The 21318-nt window shown below is 35.8% G+C and carries 20 protein-coding genes; 12 read left to right on the forward strand and 8 right to left on the reverse strand.

Going from position 1 to position 21318, the window contains the following annotated elements; all coding sequences use genetic code 11:
• Positions 1-11: 11 nt before the first annotated feature.
• Together dacB and DRF65_RS12015 are read left to right on the forward strand one after the other, a co-directional pair.
• Positions 12-1478 carry a D-alanyl-D-alanine carboxypeptidase/D-alanyl-D-alanine endopeptidase gene (gene dacB / locus DRF65_RS12010; RefSeq protein WP_115971002.1) on the forward strand — a complete coding sequence of 489 codons (1467 nt, stop codon included), beginning with the start codon at positions 12-14 and terminating at the stop codon, positions 1476-1478.
• 87 nt (positions 1479-1565) lie between these two features.
• A complete protein-coding gene (locus DRF65_RS12015; RefSeq protein WP_115971003.1) occupies positions 1566-3494 on the forward strand; it encodes a M1 family aminopeptidase in 1929 nt (642 codons plus the stop codon).
• A gap of 31 nt (positions 3495-3525) precedes the next feature.
• Here the strand turns inward: DRF65_RS12015 and DRF65_RS12020 are convergent, their stop codons facing one another.
• A complete protein-coding gene (locus tag DRF65_RS12020; RefSeq protein WP_115971004.1) occupies positions 3526-4404 on the reverse strand; it encodes a cupin-like domain-containing protein in 879 nt (292 codons plus the stop codon).
• Positions 4405-4562: 158 nt separating this feature from the next.
• Between DRF65_RS12020 and kbl the strand changes: the two genes are divergently transcribed.
• The 4 genes from kbl (at position 4563) to gldG (ending at position 9010) form a co-directional block, all read left to right on the forward strand.
• On the forward strand, positions 4563-5759 hold the full coding sequence (gene kbl, locus DRF65_RS12025; protein WP_115971005.1) for a glycine C-acetyltransferase: 1197 nt from the start codon (positions 4563-4565) through the stop codon (positions 5757-5759).
• 237 nt (positions 5760-5996) lie between these two features.
• Positions 5997-6548 carry a CopD family protein gene (locus DRF65_RS12030; protein WP_115971006.1) on the forward strand — a complete coding sequence of 184 codons (552 nt, stop codon included), beginning with the start codon at positions 5997-5999 and terminating at the stop codon, positions 6546-6548.
• 59 nt (positions 6549-6607) lie between these two features.
• A complete protein-coding gene (locus DRF65_RS12035; RefSeq protein WP_115971007.1) occupies positions 6608-7336 on the forward strand; it encodes an ABC transporter permease in 729 nt (242 codons plus the stop codon).
• A gap of 3 nt (positions 7337-7339) precedes the next feature.
• Positions 7340-9010 (forward strand): gliding motility-associated ABC transporter substrate-binding protein GldG, encoded by a 1671-nt coding sequence (gene gldG / locus DRF65_RS12040; protein WP_115971008.1) that lies wholly within the window; start codon positions 7340-7342, stop codon positions 9008-9010.
• A gap of 49 nt (positions 9011-9059) precedes the next feature.
• Here gldG and DRF65_RS12045 read toward each other — a convergent pair whose 3' ends face one another.
• The 6 genes from DRF65_RS12045 to DRF65_RS12075 form a co-directional block, all read right to left on the reverse strand.
• Positions 9060-9428, reverse strand: a complete 369-nt coding sequence (locus DRF65_RS12045) for a helix-turn-helix domain-containing protein (RefSeq protein ID WP_115971009.1) — start codon at positions 9426-9428, stop codon at positions 9060-9062.
• A 60-nt stretch (positions 9429-9488) separates the two neighbouring features.
• Entirely contained in the window at positions 9489-10673 is a 1185-nt protein-coding gene (locus DRF65_RS12050) for a serine hydrolase domain-containing protein (RefSeq protein ID WP_228438658.1), read from the reverse strand.
• A gap of 308 nt (positions 10674-10981) precedes the next feature.
• The gene (locus DRF65_RS12060) at positions 10982-11740 is read right to left on the reverse strand and encodes a T9SS type A sorting domain-containing protein (protein WP_115971012.1); all 759 of its coding nucleotides are present in this window, start codon (positions 11738-11740) and stop codon (positions 10982-10984) included.
• 263 nt (positions 11741-12003) lie between these two features.
• Positions 12004-12822 carry a DUF2314 domain-containing protein gene (locus DRF65_RS12065; protein ID WP_115971013.1) on the reverse strand — a complete coding sequence of 273 codons (819 nt, stop codon included), beginning with the start codon at positions 12820-12822 and terminating at the stop codon, positions 12004-12006.
• A 41-nt stretch (positions 12823-12863) separates the two neighbouring features.
• Positions 12864-13502 (reverse strand): hypothetical protein, encoded by a 639-nt coding sequence (locus DRF65_RS12070; protein WP_115971014.1) that lies wholly within the window; start codon positions 13500-13502, stop codon positions 12864-12866.
• 107 nt (positions 13503-13609) lie between these two features.
• Positions 13610-14038, reverse strand: coding sequence for a DUF4268 domain-containing protein (locus DRF65_RS12075; protein WP_115971015.1), 429 nt, complete (start codon positions 14036-14038; stop codon positions 13610-13612).
• A 140-nt stretch (positions 14039-14178) separates the two neighbouring features.
• On the opposite strand from DRF65_RS12075, the gene DRF65_RS12080 reads away from it, so the two are divergent.
• The 4 genes from DRF65_RS12080 (at position 14179) to DRF65_RS12090 (ending at position 16066) form a co-directional block, all read left to right on the forward strand.
• Positions 14179-14586, forward strand: a complete 408-nt coding sequence (locus DRF65_RS12080) for an RrF2 family transcriptional regulator (protein ID WP_114820611.1) — start codon at positions 14179-14181, stop codon at positions 14584-14586.
• A gap of 88 nt (positions 14587-14674) precedes the next feature.
• Entirely contained in the window at positions 14675-14806 is a 132-nt protein-coding gene (locus DRF65_RS29110; protein WP_259080688.1) for a hypothetical protein, read from the forward strand.
• Positions 14800-15687: a sulfite exporter TauE/SafE family protein gene (locus DRF65_RS12085; protein WP_115971016.1), complete on the forward strand. Its 888-nt coding sequence runs from the start codon at positions 14800-14802 to the stop codon at positions 15685-15687. The genes DRF65_RS29110 and DRF65_RS12085 overlap by 7 nt, the downstream gene beginning before the upstream one ends.
• A gap of 88 nt (positions 15688-15775) precedes the next feature.
• Positions 15776-16066, forward strand: coding sequence for a putative quinol monooxygenase (locus DRF65_RS12090; protein ID WP_115971017.1), 291 nt, complete (start codon positions 15776-15778; stop codon positions 16064-16066).
• A 278-nt stretch (positions 16067-16344) separates the two neighbouring features.
• Here the strand turns inward: DRF65_RS12090 and DRF65_RS12095 are convergent, their stop codons facing one another.
• Entirely contained in the window at positions 16345-17646 is a 1302-nt protein-coding gene (locus DRF65_RS12095) for a T9SS type A sorting domain-containing protein (RefSeq protein WP_115971018.1), read from the reverse strand.
• Positions 17647-18036: 390 nt separating this feature from the next.
• Here DRF65_RS12095 and DRF65_RS12100 point away from each other — a divergent pair, with 390 nt between their 5' ends.
• Together DRF65_RS12100 and DRF65_RS12105 are read left to right on the forward strand one after the other, a co-directional pair.
• Positions 18037-20145, forward strand: coding sequence for a TonB-dependent receptor plug domain-containing protein (locus tag DRF65_RS12100; RefSeq protein ID WP_115971019.1), 2109 nt, complete (start codon positions 18037-18039; stop codon positions 20143-20145).
• 11 nt (positions 20146-20156) lie between these two features.
• Positions 20157-21272, forward strand: a complete 1116-nt coding sequence (locus tag DRF65_RS12105; protein WP_165852217.1) for an HmuY family protein — start codon at positions 20157-20159, stop codon at positions 21270-21272.
• Positions 21273-21318: the final 46 nt, after the last annotated feature.

Genomic DNA, 21318 nt, shown 5'->3' on the forward strand with positions numbered 1-21318 from the left:
AAAAAGGATAGATGGTAAATTTCAGAAAATATATTTCAAGTGCAGCGGTGTTGGCTTCCGGTTTCTTCCTGGCTCAATCTACCGTTTCTACTGTTCTTTACTCTCAGAATTACGACAATCAGAAAAACAGCTTAAACCTTCCGTCGCCTGCAGGCTCGATGGAAAGAAGCGTTTTGTCGGCTAAAGAACTTGTAGACATTAATGTAAACACAATGATGGCGGATCCTGTGCTGAAAAATGCAACATGGGGATTCGTAGTGTATGACCCGAAAACGAAGAAAGTAATCTCTTCGTACAATGAAAGCTCGCCGTTGGTTCCAGCTTCCACTACAAAATTACTGACCACAGAAACCGCATTGAATCTACTGGGAGAAAACTACCGCTGGATCACTCAGCTGGAGTATGCCGGATCTGTAGATGAAAACGGAACGTTAAATGGTAACCTGTATGTGGTTGGAAGTGGAGATCCATCTCTGGGAACAAACAAAGCAGGAGCAGGATCTTACAGGGATATTATTTCAGACTTCATAGGTGGGCTTTCACGTGAGGGAATCCGAAAGGTAAATGGTGATATTATCATTCAGACAGCGCTTTTCAAAGGCAATATTGCAATGCTTCCGGAAAATGTTGTATGGTTAGAGAACAATAATTATTATTTGCCAGCTGGAACCACTCGTGCAATTAACCCGGCCAATGAAAAGCTGATCGTAAAGAAATCCGGTTTTTCTACAGAAAAGAAGTTTTTCTATGTTTCACCATATGCCCACCAAATGGTATATGCAGAAAAGTATGACGGAGATGGGATCTTAACAACCAAACTTCCGGAGGCACCAGCGTATCTTGCAAATTCTTTCAGAACGACGATGGTGAAAAGCGGAATTTCTGTTACCGGAAAAGTAGTCGCAAAAATGACAGATCCGACTCCGGAGAACAGAAAAATGATATCTGCCTATAAATCTCCTACATTGGCTGATATTATATATTATACCAATCAGCATAGTGATAACTCTTTAGCAGAAGCTTTATTAAGAACAGTTGGATTCCAGAGACTGGGAGATCAAACATCGGAATCCGGAAGAATTGTAGTGACAGATCACTTAAAGGATGCCGGTTTTGATATGTTAGGCCTTAACTATATAGATGGAAGCGGACTTTCAAGAAGTAATAATGTAACTCCAATTTCTCAGGTGAAGTTTCTGACTTCTTTAATGGATGAAAAATATTACAGATCTTATTTAACGTCTTTACCTATTGGCGGACAGTCCGGAACATTAAAAAGAATGTTTCTGGGAACTGGAAACGGGCAGGTTTTTGCAAAAACAGGAACTTTAAATAAGGTGAAAACATTAGCAGGATATCTGAAAACAAATTCAGGAAAAACCTTAGTTTTCTCTCTGATGGTAAATAATTATTCAGGATCAGTAGATATGGTTAAGAAAAGAATGGAAAAGATTCTTGAGCCGGCTCTGGATCTTTAAAAATAGTTTATTTTATATATTATAAAAACCTTTTAATCAATGATTAAGAGGTTTTTTTTATATTTGGGAAATACAATATCACGGCATATGAGAAAATTTTACTTTCTGATAATGAGTTTTTTGATTGTTCAGCAGCTTTACAGCCAAAAAAAGATTTCTAATATCGACATGAAAGGTCTTACCGAAAAAGAAATGAAGTCCTTCACAAAGAAAATGGGTATCGGAAGTGTGAATCCCAATACTCTGAATTACGATTTGCAGTATCAGAGAATGGATCTCAGTATAGATCCGGCATTCCATAATGTTTCGGGATCAGTGACTTCACATTTTAAGCCTAATCAGGCCATGGGAAGTATCTACTTTGATCTTACTAATCTTCTTACGGTTTCCCAGGTACAGTATCATGGGAACAGTATCCCTTTCCAGCAACTGTCTGCCAACGAAATTAAAATAGATTTTCCAGCTTCTGTTCCAGCCAATACTTTGGATTCATTAACGATTCATTATTCCGGTTCACCTGCTAACAGTACAGTTGTTGCAGGAACTCAGGGGCCCGGTATACCTGCTATTTCTACCTTAAGTGAGCCGTACGGTGCACAGGATTGGTTTCCTACCAAGCAAAGTCTTAATGATAAGATTGAAAAGTTTGATTTTAAAATTACTACCCCACCACAATATAGTGTAGCCGCCAACGGGAAATTGATGTCTGAAATAATATCACCCGTTACAGGACAAAAGCTTACTTTTTGGAGAACTATGTATCCTACTGCGGCCTATCTTATTGCATTGTCCATTACAAATTTTGCTAAACATCTTACAACCATCGGAAATCCTCCGTTCCCATTTGTAAATTATGTCTATCCCTCTACAGCGGGAGATGCTTCTTTAATATCTAATATAGAATGGACGAAAGAGGTGATGGATGTTTATGAAATCTACTTTGGAGCTTATCCTTTCCGTAATGAGAAATATGGACACATGGAATACCTTAATACCGGTGGAATGGAACATCAGACGATGTCTTCCATGAGAGGGTGGAGCAAACCGCTTATTGCCCATGAACTTGCTCACCAATGGTTTGGAGATAAAGTAACCTGTGGCGTATGGAATGATATCTGGCTGAATGAAGGTTTTGCCACCTTTGGAGAACATGTCGCCAATGAAAAACTGATTATGAACAATGCTGAGTTTATGGATTACCTTTCCGGGCAGATAGATTATATTACCAGTAGTGCAGGAGGGAGCATTTATGTTCCTGATTCAGGATTGAACAATATCTATAGAATTTTTGACAGCAGGCTGACCTATGCCAAAGGAGGCTATACTTTAAGAATGATAAAATGGATTTTAGGAGACAATGCATTTTATCAGGCACTTAAGGAATATCATGCAAGGCCTGCACTTGCTTATAATTATGTGAGAACGGCAGATTTTAAGGCCTCATTACTTCAGTCTACAGGAAAAGACTTTACAGAGTTTTTAAATGATTGGGTGTATGGAGAAGGATATCCTACCTATATGATAAAATGGAAACAGACAGGTAGTCAGTTGGTTTTTAATGTATCCCAGACACAAAGCAGTCCTGCGGTAAGCTTTTTTGAAATGCCCTTACCCGTAAAAGTTACCGGAACCGGTGGCCAGACTGCTTATTTAGTATTGAATAACAGTTTCAATAACCAATATTTTACTGAAAATATATCGTTTCCTGTAGCCAATGTCCAGTTTAATTATGAATATCAGATTCTGGAAAAGAACTCCACTGTTATGCAGGATAATACTTTAAGTGTAGCTTCTGTAGAGAAAGAGGTGTTTGATTTATATCCTAATCCTGCCAAAAATGAACTTTATTTAAAAGGAGTAGATAAGACAACAGAATTTTCTATTCATGCTATAGATGGAAAATTGGTGAGAAAGGCTGTTTATCATCCGGGAAAAGCTATACAGATTGGAGAACTAGTTCCCGGGACCTACATTTTTACACTGAAAGAAAAGAAGATTAAATTCATGAAACATTAAATAACGACTTATTTATTTACTATAAAAGCTTTCAAATCAGAAAGCTTTTTTGTTTTCTGAAAGCTTTTGCTCCTCTTTTTCTTGCTGCTCTTACCTTGTATCTGAACCATTTTTCTTTAAAGATATTTCGCATAATGTTATCAAAATTTCTTGTAATGACCAAATTCTTAAAACCACGCCATTTTTCAAGGAGACTTGAAGGCAGCGCTCTGACCGACACAGAATATCCGCCGGTTTCATATTGTATATAATGCCACCATCCGGACGGAATATAAAGTGTTTCACCCGGATGAAGGATAGCTTCATACCCTTTTAGATACAGCAGGGCAGGGTATTGGCTGTAATCAGGGGTCTTTATATTAGGCAGGCTGTGGAAATTAAAAGGAAATTTATACATAAGATCAGACTGCTCCCAGGGGAATAGCCAGATCCGTTTAATTCCCTCAAACTGGGTAATGAATACATGGGACATATCAATGTCAATATGATTTCGGGTCGCAGAACCCTGGCCCCCGAAAAACATAAAAGGTAGCCATTTTAATAGTTTGCCGTTGGTAACATCATTATAGATAATATCATTTTTCAGTTCAGGTTGTATACTCAGTAAATTAAATAAGAAAAGCCGATGTTCAGTAGGAGTGGAGTCTATAAGGTCGAGATACTCTGAGAAAGTGCTCTGTGCAATGGGCTGGCTTGCTACTCGATCCATAGAATCCAGTTCACTGCCATAGATGTCTACCTTCTGATTTCCTGCTATTTCTTTGAAATATTCATAATTCCATTTCTGAAATGCGGGGCTTTCAGCGTCTACAAAATCTTCGATAATAATAGGGATTCGAGGTTTCATGTGGTTGGCTATAAAGTTTCTTGAAATAAGTTTCTTCGTTTTCTTTACCGGGATCAATTGCATATTCAGAAATTTTAAACAAATATAAATATTATCCTACTAAATCTATAGACTAATAGCGTTAAAAATGAATCTAAAGGTCAAATTTTAGAATTAAGCTTATAAAAGGTTTTATTTTACTGCCTTTTTATTAAATTAGCACATCTAAAAAATTACTAAAAATGATTTCTGAAAAATACCTTCAACATTTACAGAACGAACTTCAAAATATTGAGAATGACGGACTTTTCAAAAGAGAAAGAATCATCACATCTCAGCAAAGTGCAGAAATTGAAGCCAACGGGAAAAAGCTTTTGAACTTCTGTGCCAATAATTACCTTGGATTATCAAACAATCCGGAGGTAATGAAAGCTTCTCAGGAAATGATCCAGTCTCATGGATATGGAATGTCTTCCGTACGTTTTATATGTGGAACTCAGGATATTCACAAAGAATTAGAGAAAAAAATTGCTGATTTCTTAGGACTTGAAGATACGATCCTTTATGCAGCTGCTTTTGATGCGAACGGGGGAGTTTTTGAACCTCTGTTCACTGAAGAGGATGCAATTATTTCTGATGAACTGAACCATGCTTCTATTATTGATGGTGTACGTCTTTGTAAAGCGGCAAGATACCGTTATAAGAACAACAATATGGCGGATCTTGAAGCACAGTTGATTGCTGCTTCAGAAAAAAATCACCGTTTCAAAATTATCGTTACCGATGGAGTATTCTCAATGGATGGTATTGTAGCAGACCTGAAAGGAGTTTGTGACCTCGCTGATAAATATGATGCGTTGGTAATGGTTGACGACTCTCATGCAACAGGATTTATCGGAAAAACAGGAAGAGGAACTCATGAAGCTAATGAAGTAATGGGTAGAGTAGATATTATTACTTCTACACTAGGAAAGGCTTTAGGTGGAGCTTTAGGAGGATTTACATCCGGTAAAAAAGAAATCATCGATATGCTGAGACAGCGTTCACGCCCTTACTTATTCTCCAATTCATTAGCGCCAGGAATTGTAGGTGCTGCTTTAAGAGTATTGGATATGATTTCTGATGATACTTCTCTTCGTGATAAAGTAATGGAAAATGCAGAATATTTCAGAACAGAAATGAAAGCTAAAGGCTTTGATATTCCGGAAGGAGATGCTGCAATTGTTCCGGTAATGCTTTATGATGCACCGCTTTCTCAGAAAATGGCGGAAAAACTGATGGACGAAGGAATCTACGTAATTGGATTCTTCTATCCGGTAGTACCAAAAGGAAAAGCAAGAATCAGAGTTCAGCTATCTGCTGCTCACACGAAAGAACATTTGGATAAAGCCATTGCTGCTTTCGAAAAGGTAGGAAAAGAATTGGGAGTGATCTCTTAATTTCTGAGTTGATTAAGATCAATGAAAATATAATCTTCGGCTCGGGGCGGCAAAGCCGCCCCGAGCCGAAGTGTTTTTATGTATACATCATGTGATAAATGTTTGAAAACAGTTAAAAGATTTATAGTTTGTAAACATTTTTGTCCATTTGTTATTTACATTATCTTTTCCCAATCAAAAGAAAATTATTTTTAAAAATTATATAATAAGCTTATCTTTGCTGTTAATTTTTTCTGAATGCTTTATACAATCATCAAAGCGCTGCACATCATTTTTATGGTAAGCTATTTTGCGGGAATTTTTTATCTCGTGAGGCTCTTCGTTTACTATAAGGATACCGATGAATTTCCTGAAGAAAAAAAGAAAATTCTGAGGGAGCAGTATACATTTATGGCCAGAAGGCTATGGAATATTATTACCGTTCCTGCCGGAGTGATCATGGCAGTATGCGGGTTGGTTATGATCTTTTTGAATCCCGGACTGATGAAGATGGGGTGGTTCCATTTAAAACTTACATTTCTGATCGGACTTGCCATTTATCATTACTGGTGCTGGAAAAAAGTGCTTAAACTGAAAGCATTAAACGGAAATACACTGGAAACGGCCAACATCAAACTTAGACAGGCCAACGAAATCGCTACGTTTATTTTATTTCTGGTCGTATTTACCGTAATTCTGAAATCTATGGCACTTGAATATTGGTGGCAATTAATTGCAGGATTTTTCGTTCTTGTATTTCTGATCATGATGACCGTAAAACTTGTTAATAAGAATAAAAAAAAGAAATAATGGTTGAAGTAGAAGGATATCATCATACTCCTTTACTCTCTACATTTTACTAAAAAACTATGATTGCAATTTTAAAGAAAGAACTTTGGAGTTACTTTGGAAACTGGAGTGCATGGGTAATCATTGCTGCTTTCAGTTTGATAGGAACCCTTTTCCTGTTCTTTTTCAACAACGATTCAAATATTTTTGAGATCGGAGCAGCTTCGCTGCAGAGCTATTTTGTGTTGGTTCCATGGCTTCTAATGTTTATTATTCCTGCACTTTCCATGAAAACTTTTGCTGAAGAGCAACAAACGGGAACATTAAATTGGTTGTTTTCACAGCCGTTAAAGGTTTCAGAATTGGTAGGAGGGAAATTTCTGTCAGTCTGGATTGTTGGGATTTTATGCCTGATACCATCATTAATTTACCTTTACACAGTGTATGTTCTTGGAGTTCCTGAAGGAAATGTTGACCTTGGGATGACCTTGGGAAGCTATATCGGACTGGTTATTTTAATCGCTGCTTTCTCAGGCGTAGGAATTTTAGCTTCTTCATTATCACAGAATCAGATCATGGCTTATCTGCTAGGTGTTTTCATGTGTTTCATCATGTATTTTGGAATCGAACAGCTGGCAAGCTATAAATTACTGGGCGGAGCAGATTTTATTCTTCAGAATATAGGTTTCTATCAGCATTTCCTGGGCTTTACAAGAGGTCTTATAGATCTGAAAGATGTTGCCTATTTTATTCTGGTGATCAGTGCGTCATTAGTATTGTCTAATCATTTTATTAACAAAAAGAAGTAGATTATGAAGAAGATCAATGCTAAATCCCCACTGGGAATTTTCTTAATGGTAATTATCCCTTTGGTAATTATCCTTATCTATTCAGGAATCAGACTGGACCTAACCAAAGAAAAAAGATACACTCTTTCAGAAAGCACTGTTAAAGTGTTGGAATCCGTTAAAAAACCTCTGACAGTAGAAGTTTATCTTGAAGGTGATTTCCCGGCGAGCTTTAAACAGCTTCAGGGGGAAACAAAGTTCATGCTGGAGGAATTCAGAAAAATTAACCCGAAGATCGATTTTAAATTCATCGACCCTATTAAAACAAAGATGTCTCAGGATACCTTGATGGCAATGGGAATGCAGCCTTCGGTTCTTCCAGATATAAAGGATGGAAAAATTTCACAGATTACCCTTTTCCCATATGCTGTTATAAAATATGATAAAGATGGAGTTTCTATTCCGTTGGTTGTACAGCAAGCAGGTATTGATGCAGACCAGCAGCTGACCAGATCCATTGAAGGACTTGAATATAATCTGGTTTCGAACATTAAGAATATTTCAGCTGCTAAAAGAAAAAAAATTGGGATCTTGGTCAATCAGGATGAACTGAGTCCAGATGAATTCCAGGGATTTGTACATCTTGCTATGGAAAATTATGACGCAGGGCCTATTATTCCTAAAAATCAGACTGAACTTAGCGCAGCAGATGTTCCATTATTAAAACAAATGAGTGCTCTCGTGATTGCAAAGCCAAGAAAAGCTTTTACAGACAACGAAAAGGTAATTCTTGACCAATATATTATGAATGGCGGGAAAACGCTCTGGATGATTGATGCAGTAAATGCTGAAATGGATACACTGACAAGATCTAAAAAAGTAATGCCTTTCCCTGTGGATATCAATATGACTGATTTTTTCTTCAACTACGGATTAAGAATCAATAATGCACTGGTAAAAGATGTGAAGAAATTTGCTTTATTAAGACTGGTAACAGGAGAAGTAAGCGGAAACCCACAGTATACAAGCTTACCATGGCCTTATTTCCCTCTTGGAATTGCTGAAAATAATAATCCAATCACTAAAAATATCAATCCTGTAAAATTCGAATTTCCTACTTCTATTGATACATTAGGGGGAAGAAAGAATATCAAAACAAAAGTTCTTTTCGAATCCAGTGAAAGAACATTACTGAAACAGGTTCCAAATTATGTTGATCTGAAAGAGATCGCCACTGTAGACAGTCTTGGACAAATGGAGAAACCAAGCACTCCGAAGATTTTCGCAGTAGCACTTGAAGGTAAATTTAATTCTGCTTATGCCTCAAGGATTGAAAGAAAATCTTATCCTGGATTTAAAGCAGAAAGTCCTGAGAATAAAATGATAGTGATTGCAGACGGAGATATAGGACGAAATAAAGTCATCAAAGGAAAACCGCTTCCATTGGGAGTAGATATGCTCACGAATGAACAGTTCGGAAATGAACAGTTCCTGAGAAACGCCTTGGATTATCTATTGGATGACAGCAATCTGATGGAATTGAGAAACAGAAACATTGAAGAAAGACTTCTCGACAGACATAGAATAGAAGACGAAAGAACCACTTGGCAATGGCTGAATTTATTGCTCCCATTGGTAATTATCGGTCTTATCGGAGGATTGTTCTTCTGGCTGAGAAAGAAGAAATTTGGATAATATAAAAGAGAAGCTTTTTAGCTTCTCTTTTATATTTGAAAATGATTGTTTATTTAGATTTCAATTTTTTATTTTCTTCTTTCAACGCTTCTACTTGTTCTTCCAGAATCTTAATATAACTCTGTAAATTTTCTATGATAGAATTAGGAATACTATGGAAGTGGTTAAAGTAACTACCGGCATTATCATTGAAAGTAGTATTGTCATGGTTGTTATGAACGATTGCTGTTTTCCTTTCTTCTTTTATCTCTTCTACAGGAACATCAAGTGCTTTTGCAAGCTTTTCCCATTCATCATCATATATTCTTACTTCGTCATTCTCTTTTCGAGAGTAGTTTGAAACATCTGTCGAGATGACTTTAGACATATATTCCTGTGTGTAACCTCTTTGCTTTCTTAGACTTTTTAGCTTTTCCATAACGACCTTTTTATTTGTGTCTTTATACAAATATAAAAAAATGGAGTAGAACTTTAAAATCTATTTACTGAATGCACTTTGATATTTTTCCAATACATTCCATATTCCATAAAAAGCATCATTCCCTTTCTTATCCGAGAAATTGGTATTGAAGATCATAATTCTTCCCAGATTATTCTTAGGATCAAAAAATAGCATAGACATTACGCCCGGATCTCCACCCGTATGGCCAATATAGCCTGTATAGCCAAATCCCATAAATATTCCCACATTATAAGATTCACTGTAAGGATTTTGAGTATTTCTTTCTGTAAAATTAGTAGCAGAAAGTTGTGGAGTGAAGTATTCCTTATAGCTTTTCCAGTTCAGAATTGTTCCTTTTCCGTTATATCCTTTAATCAGTTCAGTTAAATATTTACTAAGATCATTAATACTGGTAATAAATCCTCCATCAGGATAGGTTGCTGAAAGGTAATAGGGAAGAACAGTAGAAGGATTTTCGTAAAGCCTGGAGAATTTTGAAAACTGAATGTCTTCAAATTTCCACCCTGAGTCTTTCATCCGCAAAGGTTTCAGAATGTATTCTTTTGTAAATGTACTGAACTCCTGCCCGGTTGCCTGTTCAATAATAAATGCAGCTAAAGCAGTTCCCACATTGGAATATTTATATATTGTTCCTGGCTTATGCAATGAAAAACTATTCTTATTCCACTTTCCGTTTTCTGCCAGAACATTTTTAAGGAATGCAGCCATGGTGATGATCGAATCAGAAGTATTAAATACCTGCTCGTCATCAAAGTTAAGCTTTGCTCCATTTAGATTTTGGTTTGGTTTCAGGAAATAGTTTTTAGATAAATAAAATTCATTATCCAGAATAGAAGAAGTATGATTGGCTAGTTGACGTATAGTAATGGGTGTTTCTGGAAATTTTGGATTGATAACTTTAAATGGTAAATATTTCTGTATTGGATCATCCAAATTCAATTTTCCCAGTTCCTGAGCTTTCAGAAGAGCAATTCCAACCAATGTTTTAGAAACAGAAGCAATATTTTGAATGGTATTGATGGTGTAGGGTTTCTTTTCTTTTATATCTGAAAAGCCAAATCCTTTTTGATAAAGCGTTGTCTCATCATTAACAATAGAAACGGAAAAACCGTTAAAATTCCCCTGCTGATATATTTTATTGATATCCAGATCTAAAGAATCACTTATCTTACGGGAAGCAGAAGAGGAATTGATTTTCAAGGTTTGGCATGAAATCAACAAAAGGGGAGTCATAAAAAAGAGGAGACATTTTTTCATAAGCTTTTAATAATAAGACATTTGATAGCTGTGTTTCATTACAATATTATTAAAAAAATAATGAAAGAAATTAAGAAATTTTTCGGTCTTCCAATCAGAATTTGGTAAAATACCTGAGATGTAGAACAGTAATTTATACACCATAAAGGGATTAATTCTGTCTGACTGATTTTGTTTCAAAGATCCAATCATTGATTTGATCAACAAAAAAGAGAAGTGTAAACTTCTCTTTTTTATTGATGCGACTTTATTTATTCTTTAATAAACTTAGAACTTAAATCTCCAATTTTGTAAATATAAAGACCCTTTGCAAGATTCTGTACATTCAAAGTAATAAGGTTATCCTGACTGGTAAAAGACTGGTTGATGACCAGATTTCCTGTTGTATCAAAAACTTCTACTTTATGAGCATTGTTTTGAGGATTGCTGATTTTTAATGTAGTTTTTGCAGGAATAGGAAAAGCTGCTAATTTATTCTTTACACTCATAATCTCTTTATTGGCAAGAGTGGAAGTAGGTAGTGAATAAATTTCTGTTTGCATGGTTGTATGGTTAAGAACCTTGATCTTATTAGTGTTGTCTATTGGATCATGATAAATTTTGGTGTATTCAAACCTGTAGGTTCCCGGGAAATCTTTGATGATAGTACCGTCCTCATCAATAATTTGTAGTTTAGAAGCCTGAGTGCCACTTTTGTGGAAATATACTATAAACTCCAGTTTATCATTGGTATTGAATATGTTTTTAGAAGCCTGATAATCCAGATCAGTCATAAAAGTCATCCATTCATATCCAACAGGAATTGTCATATTAAGGGTTTTGACATAAGTGTAGCTTTGGTCGTAAATTTTAATGATAGGTTGATCCATCACTTGTGTACAATATATTAGTTGGTTACCATTGCTGTATATTGCAGCATCTTCATTAACCGGAAAAGTATGTACTAAGTTTATTTGTCCAAAGGCAAATCCTGTCGCTAACATAGCGATCGAGAATAAAATTTTTTTCATGATTAAGAATTTAATAAATATTGAAATTAATTTGTTTTGAGTTGTGTAGAATTGTAACGTAAGTAAAGATCTTTCATGATTTTAGTTTTTGCTAAAATAATAAAATAATTGGAAATTATATTAGAGTAGTAATGTCAAATAAGCTTAATGTAATTCAATTTGAGAACCTTAAATTTTTAGAAAGTAGAAAAGAAAAAATAAATAAAAAAAGAGAAACATTACAGTTCCTCTTTTTTTTCGTAGTGAAGTTGTACTCCTTCTTATTAATTGTTTTCCAGTACAGGGATAATATGTCCCCAATTCAGCTGTTTTGCATAATCCAATGCCGTTTTTCCGGTTTTGGATTGAAGGCTTTTATCAGCGCCAGCTTCCAATGCAGCCTGTACTGTGGTTAAGTTTCCGGCAATGGTTTCCCGGTGAAGAAGAGTCTGGCCGTTTTCATCTACAAGTTTAATCTCATCAGGATATTCTTGCAAAAATTTCACAAAATCTTCTTTCATATTTCTGCTCATGGGATGCTCTACAAGATTTTCAGGCTCCTCGTTCTGGTTGTTAACCAAAAGAATATCGTTGAAATCTCCGAAATCCAGCTGCCAGGCATTGTCATGATCATTTCTTTCCGGTGCTGACATGTCTGAACGCATTTTTTGAATGGTAAATCCACCGTAAGCTTTTGGAAGCGGATCTGCTGATGAAGAGAATAATTTCGAAAGACCTTTAGGTTTCTTTACATGGGGAGTAATCGCAAAAAGCCAGTCACTGATTTCAGTAAGAGGAATGTCGATATAATCACCCACCTGAACATTGCCAAGGGTATTGGGTTCATTGATCAGGTATCCGGTTACACGGTCACCATCAAAATTAACATCATTGATCCACATATGTTCAACATTGTTTTCTCCTGTTTCTGTTTCTTCCGAAAACATTACTTTTACGCATGAGACATTAAGCCCGGGGATAATTCTTCTGTATTCCCAGGATTGTTCACGCCAGAAATATTTAAAAGTTTCCTGTGCTTTCTTATAGGCTTCGATCATTTGCGGATCATCTCCATCCGCCCAAAATATAGGATTGTCTTCCATAGAATAAATTGTGGTTTGTTTGATGTATTGTAAAAATATTTCTAATCCTGATAGGCTTCTTTCGGAAGTAATGCAGCTGTTTTATAATAGGAAATATCTGTGGGAAAATGATCCTGAAGCTCATGGAATGTTTCGTAGTCATAGTGAGCCCAGTTCTGTTCATTATCAGGATCTGAAGTTTTATCAATAGCGAGTTCCAGTTTTCCGTCTTCCTGATAGCTGCACTCTATAGCTGCATATTTTTCTCCATTTTCATCAGTTGTATACCAGCATTTTACAGTTCTTTCAAGCTGGGGTTCCTGCGTTTCATTGTCAATAACCTGAGAGCATATGAAATTTTCAGGATCATCAGCTTTAAAAACAGTTTTGGAAACCAGAGGCAGATCGTCTACAGACAGTGAATAGAGTTTATTGGTGGAAATAATAAATCCGTCAGCAATTTCCTTTTTTTCGATGTCAAAGAAATCTGATTTTTCTTTTAGATATTCCAAAGTTTTCTCTTCATTGTCGCCTTCATGTAAGAAATAATTAATATTGTATATACTGTCTTCGTTGATGAATTCAATCTCTTTCAGTATATCAGAATCACTTTCGTAATAATACAGGTGATATTCGTTGAGCTTCATAGCTTTACTTTTGGAGATAACTTCTCCAAAAATGTTTTTGTACACTTTTCTCATTTTTAATCATGTTTAGTTTCATTATTAGTTTAAGTGGTATAAAGCAAAGATAGTTTTCCTTTTTATCTTGACCTAAAGTGTAAAACGGTATTTATTTCGTAATTATTTCATATGTCCTTTATAAAATCCTCATACTCGTAATAAAACCTTTCAAATCCATCCATTTTATCTACGAAGAATTCAAAAATTTCCTGCCATGTATTTCTGTTGAAAATTGAAACACCATTTTTTTCCACCCAAATCCTGCTGATGACTTTCCCATTTTCCAATGCGAAATATTCGTCTTTCTGAAAATCTCCGATGAAGTCTTTTAAAATATCTTCCAAAGACCATATTTTCTCATAATAAGCATTACGGAACACCTCGTCTTTCATTTCTATATCAAAAGAAACCTCTACTTTTTTGTTATCTGCAGAGAATTTAAATGCCATATCCTTTACCTTAGTGTCATAAAGGATCCATTTTCTTGGAAAGGATTTTCCAAAAGCTGTCCAAAATTCCTTTTTTATTTGTTGCGCTTCTTGTTTACTGAACATAGGGCAAACATAATGATTTAATAGGAAAAAGGCAAAACTGTAGAGCTGTAAAAAGGTGAAAATAAAAGTCGGTTATTAGTCTTTTTGCAATTTTGCCTTTTACCTTAAACATATTAAACAATTTTCTTATTTTTGCTGTGATGCTATCAAAAAAATCTCAATATGCGTTTAAGGCTCTTTCATATCTTGTAGAAAAAAGAAATGAAGGCCCAATTCTTATTTCCGAAATTGCGGAACACAAAAAAATACCTTTAAAGTTTTTAGAAAATATTCTGCTTGAACTGAAAAAAGCGGAGATCCTTGACAGTAAAAAAGGAAAAGGGGGTGGATATTTCCTTAAAGAAAACCCTGAGAATGTGAAACTGGCTAAAATCATCCGTCTTGTGAATGGACCCATTGCCATGCTTCCATGTGTAAGTCTGAACTTTTATGAAAAATGTGAAGACTGTAACGAAGATCACTGTGGCTTGCATGATGTACTGATTGAAGTTCGGGACGCTTCACTGAATATCCTGGAGAGTAAAACTTTAATGGATCTGGTCGATTGACCTGGTCCTTTTTTTTGAATAATTAGTCTACTTGTTTTGTAGGATAGTATTTTTATTGGATATTTGCATCACTTCAAAAGAATAAACTATGATTCCAAAAGAAGATGCAGATAATATGGAGCCATTGATGGCAGGAGGGATGCTGAGTAATACAATTATTCTGATCACCGATATAGGAAGTATTAAAGAATATAAATTTAAAATTCCGGAACTATGGTGATTTCAAGAAAGATTCAGATAAGACTCAATGTATTGTTTGTTACACTTGCTATTGTATCGGTTGCTGTTTTTTCCCTGTATGAATTGGGCTACTTTGATGAGCTGCAACAGATTCTGGCGAAAGATCATTATATTTTTTACTGGATGCTTCTTGTAGGTGTTTTTGCAGAAATTGTAGCTGGGTCAATGGGAATGGGATATGGAGTGATCTGTACAACCACACTGCTGCTCCTGAATATTCCGCCTCATATTGTAAGTGCAAGTATTCACTCCGCAGAAAGCTTTACTACAGCTGCGGGAAGCGTAAGTCATATTAAACTTAAGAATGTAAGCAAAAGCCTGGTCAAGAAATTGGCTGTTCCTGCGGTTATTGGAGCTGTTATCGGAGCGGTGAGTCTTACTTATCTCGGAGAGTACTATGCAAAAATCACCAAAACAGGTATTGCTTTCTATACTCTATATCTTGGATTTCAAATTCTTTCCAATGCTTTTAAAGAAAAACAGAGTAAAGCCCTTAAAAGAAAGACCAACCTGACAAGGCTGGGAGTGATCGGAGGATTTATAGACTCTTTTGCAGGTGGAGGATGGGGACCTTTAGTGACCGGAACCCTTATTAAAAATGCCTTTACCCCAAGATTTGCAGTAGGAAGTTCAACTGTTGCGAAGTTTATTCTGACCGTTACAGCTGCTGTTACCTTTTTCCTAACCCTTGGAATCCAGCACTGGAATATTATTCTCGGGCTTCTGATTGGAGGAATTATAACAGCTCCTTTTTCAGCCATGCTTACCGCAAAGCTTCCGGTGAAGAAAATGTTTCTTGTGATTGGAGTATTGGTAATCATGATGAGCTCTATAACTATTTATAAATCAGTGTTCAGCTAAAAATATGCTTTAATAGGTGAAAATAAAAGGGCCAAAAATAAATTTGATTTTGAAAATATTTTACTTTTACATCAATAAATATTAGAATATGAACTTACATATCATTGCACTTTTTAAGTTTAATGAAAATTATCTGATGGAAGCGGTGGAGCTTTTTCAAAACCTGGTAAAGGAAACGAGAAAAGAAGAAGGCTGCCTGCAGTACGACCTTGTTGAAGATAAAGATAACAAAGGAACATTCTTCCTGATCGAACTTTGGGAAAGTGTGGAACACCACAACAGACACAACGGGCAGGATCACCTGCTGGATTTCCGCAAGGATGCTTCCAGAATTATGGAAAGTGGAGTAGAGGTTTACAAAGGCTTTAAAATATATTAAGTAATATGAATTTGTTTAGTTTAAAGTTGGAAGCCGGAAGAAAGAGGCTGGAAGTTACTTTTAGTCATATAACTACCGATTGTCATTAAGACTTCTTAAAAAGAGGAAATCAATAGGCAGTTCTTTGTTTAAAGCCTTAGATTTCTTTAGTTTAGCTTTATACTTGGCAAAATCATGAATTTTTACCTGATCTCAGATAGAATATACAATAAAAGGCGGTTTCAGTATTCTGAAACCGCCTTTTTATTAGAAAAAATAGAAAGTATTTGAGTAAAATATTATTTCACAATAAGTTTTTTCGTTTCCGAAGTTCCTCCGTAGGTAATTTTTACCATATAATTTCCTGAAGGAAGGTGAGACAGATTCAGGTCTTCTCTGTAAAATCCGGTTTGATTGCTTAATTCAGCAGAATGTACCTTTTTTCCGGTAAGGTCATATACTTCTACACTCCCTTTATTGTTTGCCTTTTCTTTTACATCAAACAGCACGGTTACTCTTTTATCTGCCGTTGTCGGGTTAGGATAAATCCCAAAAGATGCTTTTTTGCTTACTTCAGTAATCCCTAACGTTCCTGTGATTTTTTTGTATTTGAAATACATATTTCCGGTTTGCATACCTTCATTGGAAGTGAAATACATTCTGTAGTAATCTGATCCCTGCTTAATATAGTAAACTGCATCCGTATAAACCCCGGAAGTTGGCTTCCATGAGTGTCCGATGGTTGTAATATTGCTAGAGAACGTAGCAGGTAAAGTTCCTGTTGCCACTGCCTGTGTTTCCGGTCTTACTTTTGCCACTGAAATAGTAGGGCTTTGAATGACACCAGCCATTCTGTATTTCATGGTTTGTGGATTTCCCTGTGGGTCTGTATAAGGATAATCTGTAAAATATCTGGTGAACATTAGATCCCATGAGTTTCTTGAAGGCTCCATATCAGGAACTTTTGCCCCGGAATCAAATGAGAAATAATTGAAGTAAGAATCGTCTGTCCCATTAGCTAAGGTTCTTGTTTCAGTAGGCCCCCATGCTGTACCGTTCCACTTTGAATATTTAAAAGTATACCCCATATAGGCATCTTCAATGGCAAACTTAATATAAGTTCCTGTAGCATATTTCAGAACGAAAATTGCTTTTCCTATGATATGATGCGTCAGTGGATTGTAAACTCCCCATCCTGTAGACGGAATATTAGGATTAGGAGCGGTTATAGGTCCCTGTTCAAGAGCACCAATACTCCAGTCAGTAGTCTGGTCAGGGTTATAAAGCGGCTCTCCCCATGAAGCTTCATTGCTGATGCTGATATTATCCCATTCAGCTAAGCTGGTGGCAGCTGTATATACTTCGATGTTTTTCGCATCATTAATTCTTGTTCCTGCAGTGTAAATAGAATTTCTGAAGAAAGCTATATCCCATGAATTTGCTGGTTGAGAAACGATATTCCCATTTGAAAAAGTAAAGAATGTACGGTTCTGGTATCCATTCCCCATCGTCATATTTGCCTGCGTATATCCTAATGCATCTGTCTGTGCCAAAACGGTCTGTTGAACGGTAAGAGCAAACATTAATAGTTTTGTTTTCATAATTTATTTTTTAAATTATTATTTAGAATTATTCCACAAAAGTATATAATTATTTTTAATCATTCTAAATAAAAACATGATTTTTATCTTGTTTATTTTGTAGCCGTGTAGGAGAGAGGAAATAAGGAATGCTTTAAAAATACCATGAATACTGGATTTTATATTGAATGTTGTCATTTTTTTAACTTCATCTTTTTATTTTACTTTTAGAATTGTTTTTTTGGAAAAGACAGACTAATAATTTGCTGTAAGTCCTTTCAATACTGGGATGTTTAATACAAGTATCAATTTTACTCAGCTATTTTTATTTAGAATTATTCCACTAAGTGATATATTTATTTTTACTTGTTCTAAATAAAGCTTTATATTTGTCGAAAATTTTTTACCCTTATGAAGAAGAAAGTGCTTTCCATTCTGTCATTATCCGCCGTGTTTTGGATGAATGCGCAAAAAAAGGATTCTCTTAATCAAAAGAATGTTGAAGAAGTTGTTATTACAGGACAGTATAAACAACAGGCTATCAATAAGTCTATCTACAAAGTAGATGTCATAGACGCCATACAGATCAAAAATATGGCAGCTACCAATGTTGCTGATGTTTTAAATCAAAGTCTTAACATTCAGGTTACTCCAGATTCCCGTTCAGGGAATTCTACAGCCAATATCATGGGACTTAATGGAGACTATGTGAAAGTTCTGATAGACAATATTCCGGTAGTAGGAGATACTGGACTGGGAAGTAATATTGACCTTACCAAAATTGCTCTAAGTAATATTGAGCGTATTGAAATTGTGAAGGGAAGTATGGGAGTAGAATACGGAAATGGAGCCGTAGCAGGGGTAATCAATATTATTACAAAGAAAAATAATACAAAAAAGGTTAGTGTAAGAGGCTCCCTTCAGGAAGAAACAGTAAGGGACAATTATGATCTTAAGAAAAAAGGACAAGGAAGACATATTCAGAATCTTAATGTTGATTATAATATTAATAATGAATGGTTTGCCAATGTGAATTTCAATCATAACCAATTCATGGGTTATGAAGGAAACAGTGAAGGGTATAAATATTTCGGACAGGATAATAGAAGAGGTTACGAGTGGAATCCGAAAGATCAGTACGAATCTTCTGCCCTGGTAAGATATTCCAAGAATAAAACATCATTTTTCTATAAAGTGTCTTATTTGAAAGAAAACTTCAATTTTTATAATCCAGAGGTAAACAGACGACCACTGAATGATGGATTAGGTGGAGTAGAATATGAAAGTAGGGATAGAAAATATAATACAGACCGTTGGCTTCATCAGTTCAATATACAGACAAATCTGGGACATATCCGGTATATGGGGGATTTCTCCTTCCAAAACCAGGACAGAAAATACTTTGACTACAATTATGATATTCCGAACAGAACAATCAAGAGTCAGCAGGACGAAAAATCATATTATAAAACAGATGTGATCTACTCAAGAGGAATGTTTAGTAATTTCCTGGATAGTAAAACCTTTGATTTCCAGCTTGGCTATGAATTGGATTATACCAGCGGGTATGCAGCACTGATTGCCGGAGATTTCTTTGGTGAGGCTGTAAAAAGAAAAATATTTACCTATTCCAATTTCCTTTCTGCAGAATGGAATATTTCAGACCGGTTTTCTGTGAGACCGGGGCTAAGGCTTTCTTTGAGTGAAAACTTTGATAATCAGTACAACTATTCCCTTTCTGCCAGATATAAAACTTCCGAAAATTCAAATTTGAGGGCTGTTGTAGGTTCTGCCAACCGTTTTCCTAAATATGATGAGCTGTATACCTATTTTGTAAATCTTAATCATGATATTCAGGGAAATCCAGATTTAAAACCGGAAACAGGGTTTTCAATAGGAGCATTTTGGGATCAGACCTTTAGAACGGCTAATGACTGGCGAATTGGTTATAGTGTAGATGCATTATACCTTGATGTACGTGACAGAATCGATATGATGGTCATCAAGCAACCTTCTACTTATCAATACATGAATGTCAATAAGTATAAGAATATGTTGTTATCTGCCAATGTAGACTTCAGAAAAGATCAGTTTGCTTTTTCCATAAGAGGAGCTGTGAATGGGAGATCCATCACGTTGAATGAAGTAGTAACGAATGATTCTTCGGATAAGTTCCAATACATTGTGCAGGCAGGTGCTTCTGCAACTTATAAACTTAAAAAGACAGACACCAACTTCTCACTTTACTATAAATATACCGGAGAGGATAGACTTTATGTTGCTGATACAGCAGGAGGTGTCCGTTTAGGGATAACAGACGCATTCCATATGATGGATTTTATTGTAAGTCAGCCATTCTGGAATAATCATTTTGAGATTTCTGCAGGAGTTAAAAACATTTTTGATGTGACAAGTGTAAAATCTAGTGCTGTTGCAGGTTCAGCTCATACTGCAGCCTCCGGAACAGTTAATTTATACTATGGCAGAAGCTATTTTGCAAGACTAATGTTTCAATTTTAAATAAGACTATTATGAAGTATTTAAAAATATTATCTCTCCTTTCTATTATGACAGCCACGCAGTCATGCCTTTCTGCTGATGATGATCCGGTGGCCGTTCGCCCTATGACAGGATCAGAAGTGAATGTAACACTGGGAGGCGCTACAGAACCTAACCAGGTTTGGATTGATTTAAGTGAACATGAGAATCCTAATATTAATAAAAGAACAGACTGGGACCTTGGATTTTATTCAGGAGATGATTTCAGAGTAAGTATTAACGGTTCTCTTGCGATGACCGTCATTAAAATTCCCAATGCTACAGACCTTAATAAAGTAAAGGCAAACAATGTAGAAAGTTTAAAAGAGATTGCTCAGGTAGGAACTTTCGATGCCGAAAACCTGAAGTATATTGACAATCCGAATGGTGATTTCCTGAAACAGACTACAGGAATTGATGCTATCAAGGCCAACGATGCAGATAATCCGATCTACCTGGTGAATATGGGCAGAGAAATACCGGCTGGAGGGAATGTAGCTGCAGGAACTGTTTCATTATCAGGAGATGAGAGAGGTTGGAAGAAAATGCAGATCCTGAGAGCCCCGAATGGGTACAAAATCCGTTATGCTGATCTCAATGCAGAGAACGAAAATATCAAAGAATATATTATTACCAAAGATCCTGAATATAATTTTACATTCTTTAATCTTAAAACAGGAACTCCGGTAAAAATACAACCTAAAAAGAAAAAATGGGATCTGGCGTTTACTACCTTCACCAATGAAGTATTTATGGGGGCAAACAGTGCCGGAAGTTATTTCTATGCAGACTTTATTGTAACCAATACTCTTAATGGAGTAGGAGCCTATCAGGTAAATGCTACTGGAAGTTTGGATGAAGCCTACAGTACGTTCAAACTAAAAGATGTAGATCCTTCTAAATTTGTTTTCAATGACCACAGAGCTATTGGAGATAAATGGAGAACTACTACCGGAACATCAACGAATCCTACAGCCTTTGTATACTCAGACCGTTTCTTTGTATTGAAAGATGCAGAAGGTTTCTATTTTAAGCTGAGATTCAATACAATGAAAAATAGCAAATCAGGCGAACGTGGTTTCACCAATTTTGAATTTGATCCCTTATAACAAATTCAGATAATTGTATCAGAATTAGAAAAAATAAAATATCTAT

The organism is Chryseobacterium pennae (assembly GCF_003385515.1).
GTDB classification, from domain to species: Bacteria; Bacteroidota; Bacteroidia; order Flavobacteriales; family Weeksellaceae; genus Chryseobacterium; species Chryseobacterium pennae.

Coding starts and splice junctions, on each gene's coding strand:
- dacB (WP_115971002.1), top strand. CDS start 12: ATGGTAAATTTCAGAAAATATATTTCAAGTGCAGCGGTGTTGGCTTCC.
- DRF65_RS12015 (WP_115971003.1), top strand. CDS start 1,566: ATGAGAAAATTTTACTTTCTGATAATGAGTTTTTTGATTGTTCAGCAG.
- DRF65_RS12020 (WP_115971004.1), bottom strand. CDS start 4,404: ATGCAATTGATCCCGGTAAAGAAAACGAAGAAACTTATTTCAAGAAAC.
- kbl (WP_115971005.1), top strand. CDS start 4,563: ATGATTTCTGAAAAATACCTTCAACATTTACAGAACGAACTTCAAAAT.
- DRF65_RS12030 (WP_115971006.1), top strand. CDS start 5,997: ATGCTTTATACAATCATCAAAGCGCTGCACATCATTTTTATGGTAAGC.
- DRF65_RS12035 (WP_115971007.1), top strand. CDS start 6,608: ATGATTGCAATTTTAAAGAAAGAACTTTGGAGTTACTTTGGAAACTGG.
- gldG (WP_115971008.1), top strand. CDS start 7,340: ATGAAGAAGATCAATGCTAAATCCCCACTGGGAATTTTCTTAATGGTA.
- DRF65_RS12045 (WP_115971009.1), bottom strand. CDS start 9,428: ATGGAAAAGCTAAAAAGTCTAAGAAAGCAAAGAGGTTACACACAGGAA.
- DRF65_RS12060 (WP_115971012.1), bottom strand. CDS start 11,740: ATGAAAAAAATTTTATTCTCGATCGCTATGTTAGCGACAGGATTTGCC.
- DRF65_RS12065 (WP_115971013.1), bottom strand. CDS start 12,822: ATGGAAGACAATCCTATATTTTGGGCGGATGGAGATGATCCGCAAATG.
- DRF65_RS12070 (WP_115971014.1), bottom strand. CDS start 13,502: ATGAGAAAAGTGTACAAAAACATTTTTGGAGAAGTTATCTCCAAAAGT.
- DRF65_RS12075 (WP_115971015.1), bottom strand. CDS start 14,038: ATGTTCAGTAAACAAGAAGCGCAACAAATAAAAAAGGAATTTTGGACA.
- DRF65_RS12080 (WP_114820611.1), top strand. CDS start 14,179: ATGCTATCAAAAAAATCTCAATATGCGTTTAAGGCTCTTTCATATCTT.
- DRF65_RS29110 (WP_259080688.1), top strand. CDS start 14,675: ATGATTCCAAAAGAAGATGCAGATAATATGGAGCCATTGATGGCAGGA.
- DRF65_RS12085 (WP_115971016.1), top strand. CDS start 14,800: ATGGTGATTTCAAGAAAGATTCAGATAAGACTCAATGTATTGTTTGTT.
- DRF65_RS12090 (WP_115971017.1), top strand. CDS start 15,776: ATGAACTTACATATCATTGCACTTTTTAAGTTTAATGAAAATTATCTG.
- DRF65_RS12095 (WP_115971018.1), bottom strand. CDS start 17,646: ATGAAAACAAAACTATTAATGTTTGCTCTTACCGTTCAACAGACCGTT.
- DRF65_RS12100 (WP_115971019.1), top strand. CDS start 18,037: ATGAAGAAGAAAGTGCTTTCCATTCTGTCATTATCCGCCGTGTTTTGG.
- DRF65_RS12105 (WP_165852217.1), top strand. CDS start 20,157: ATGAAGTATTTAAAAATATTATCTCTCCTTTCTATTATGACAGCCACG.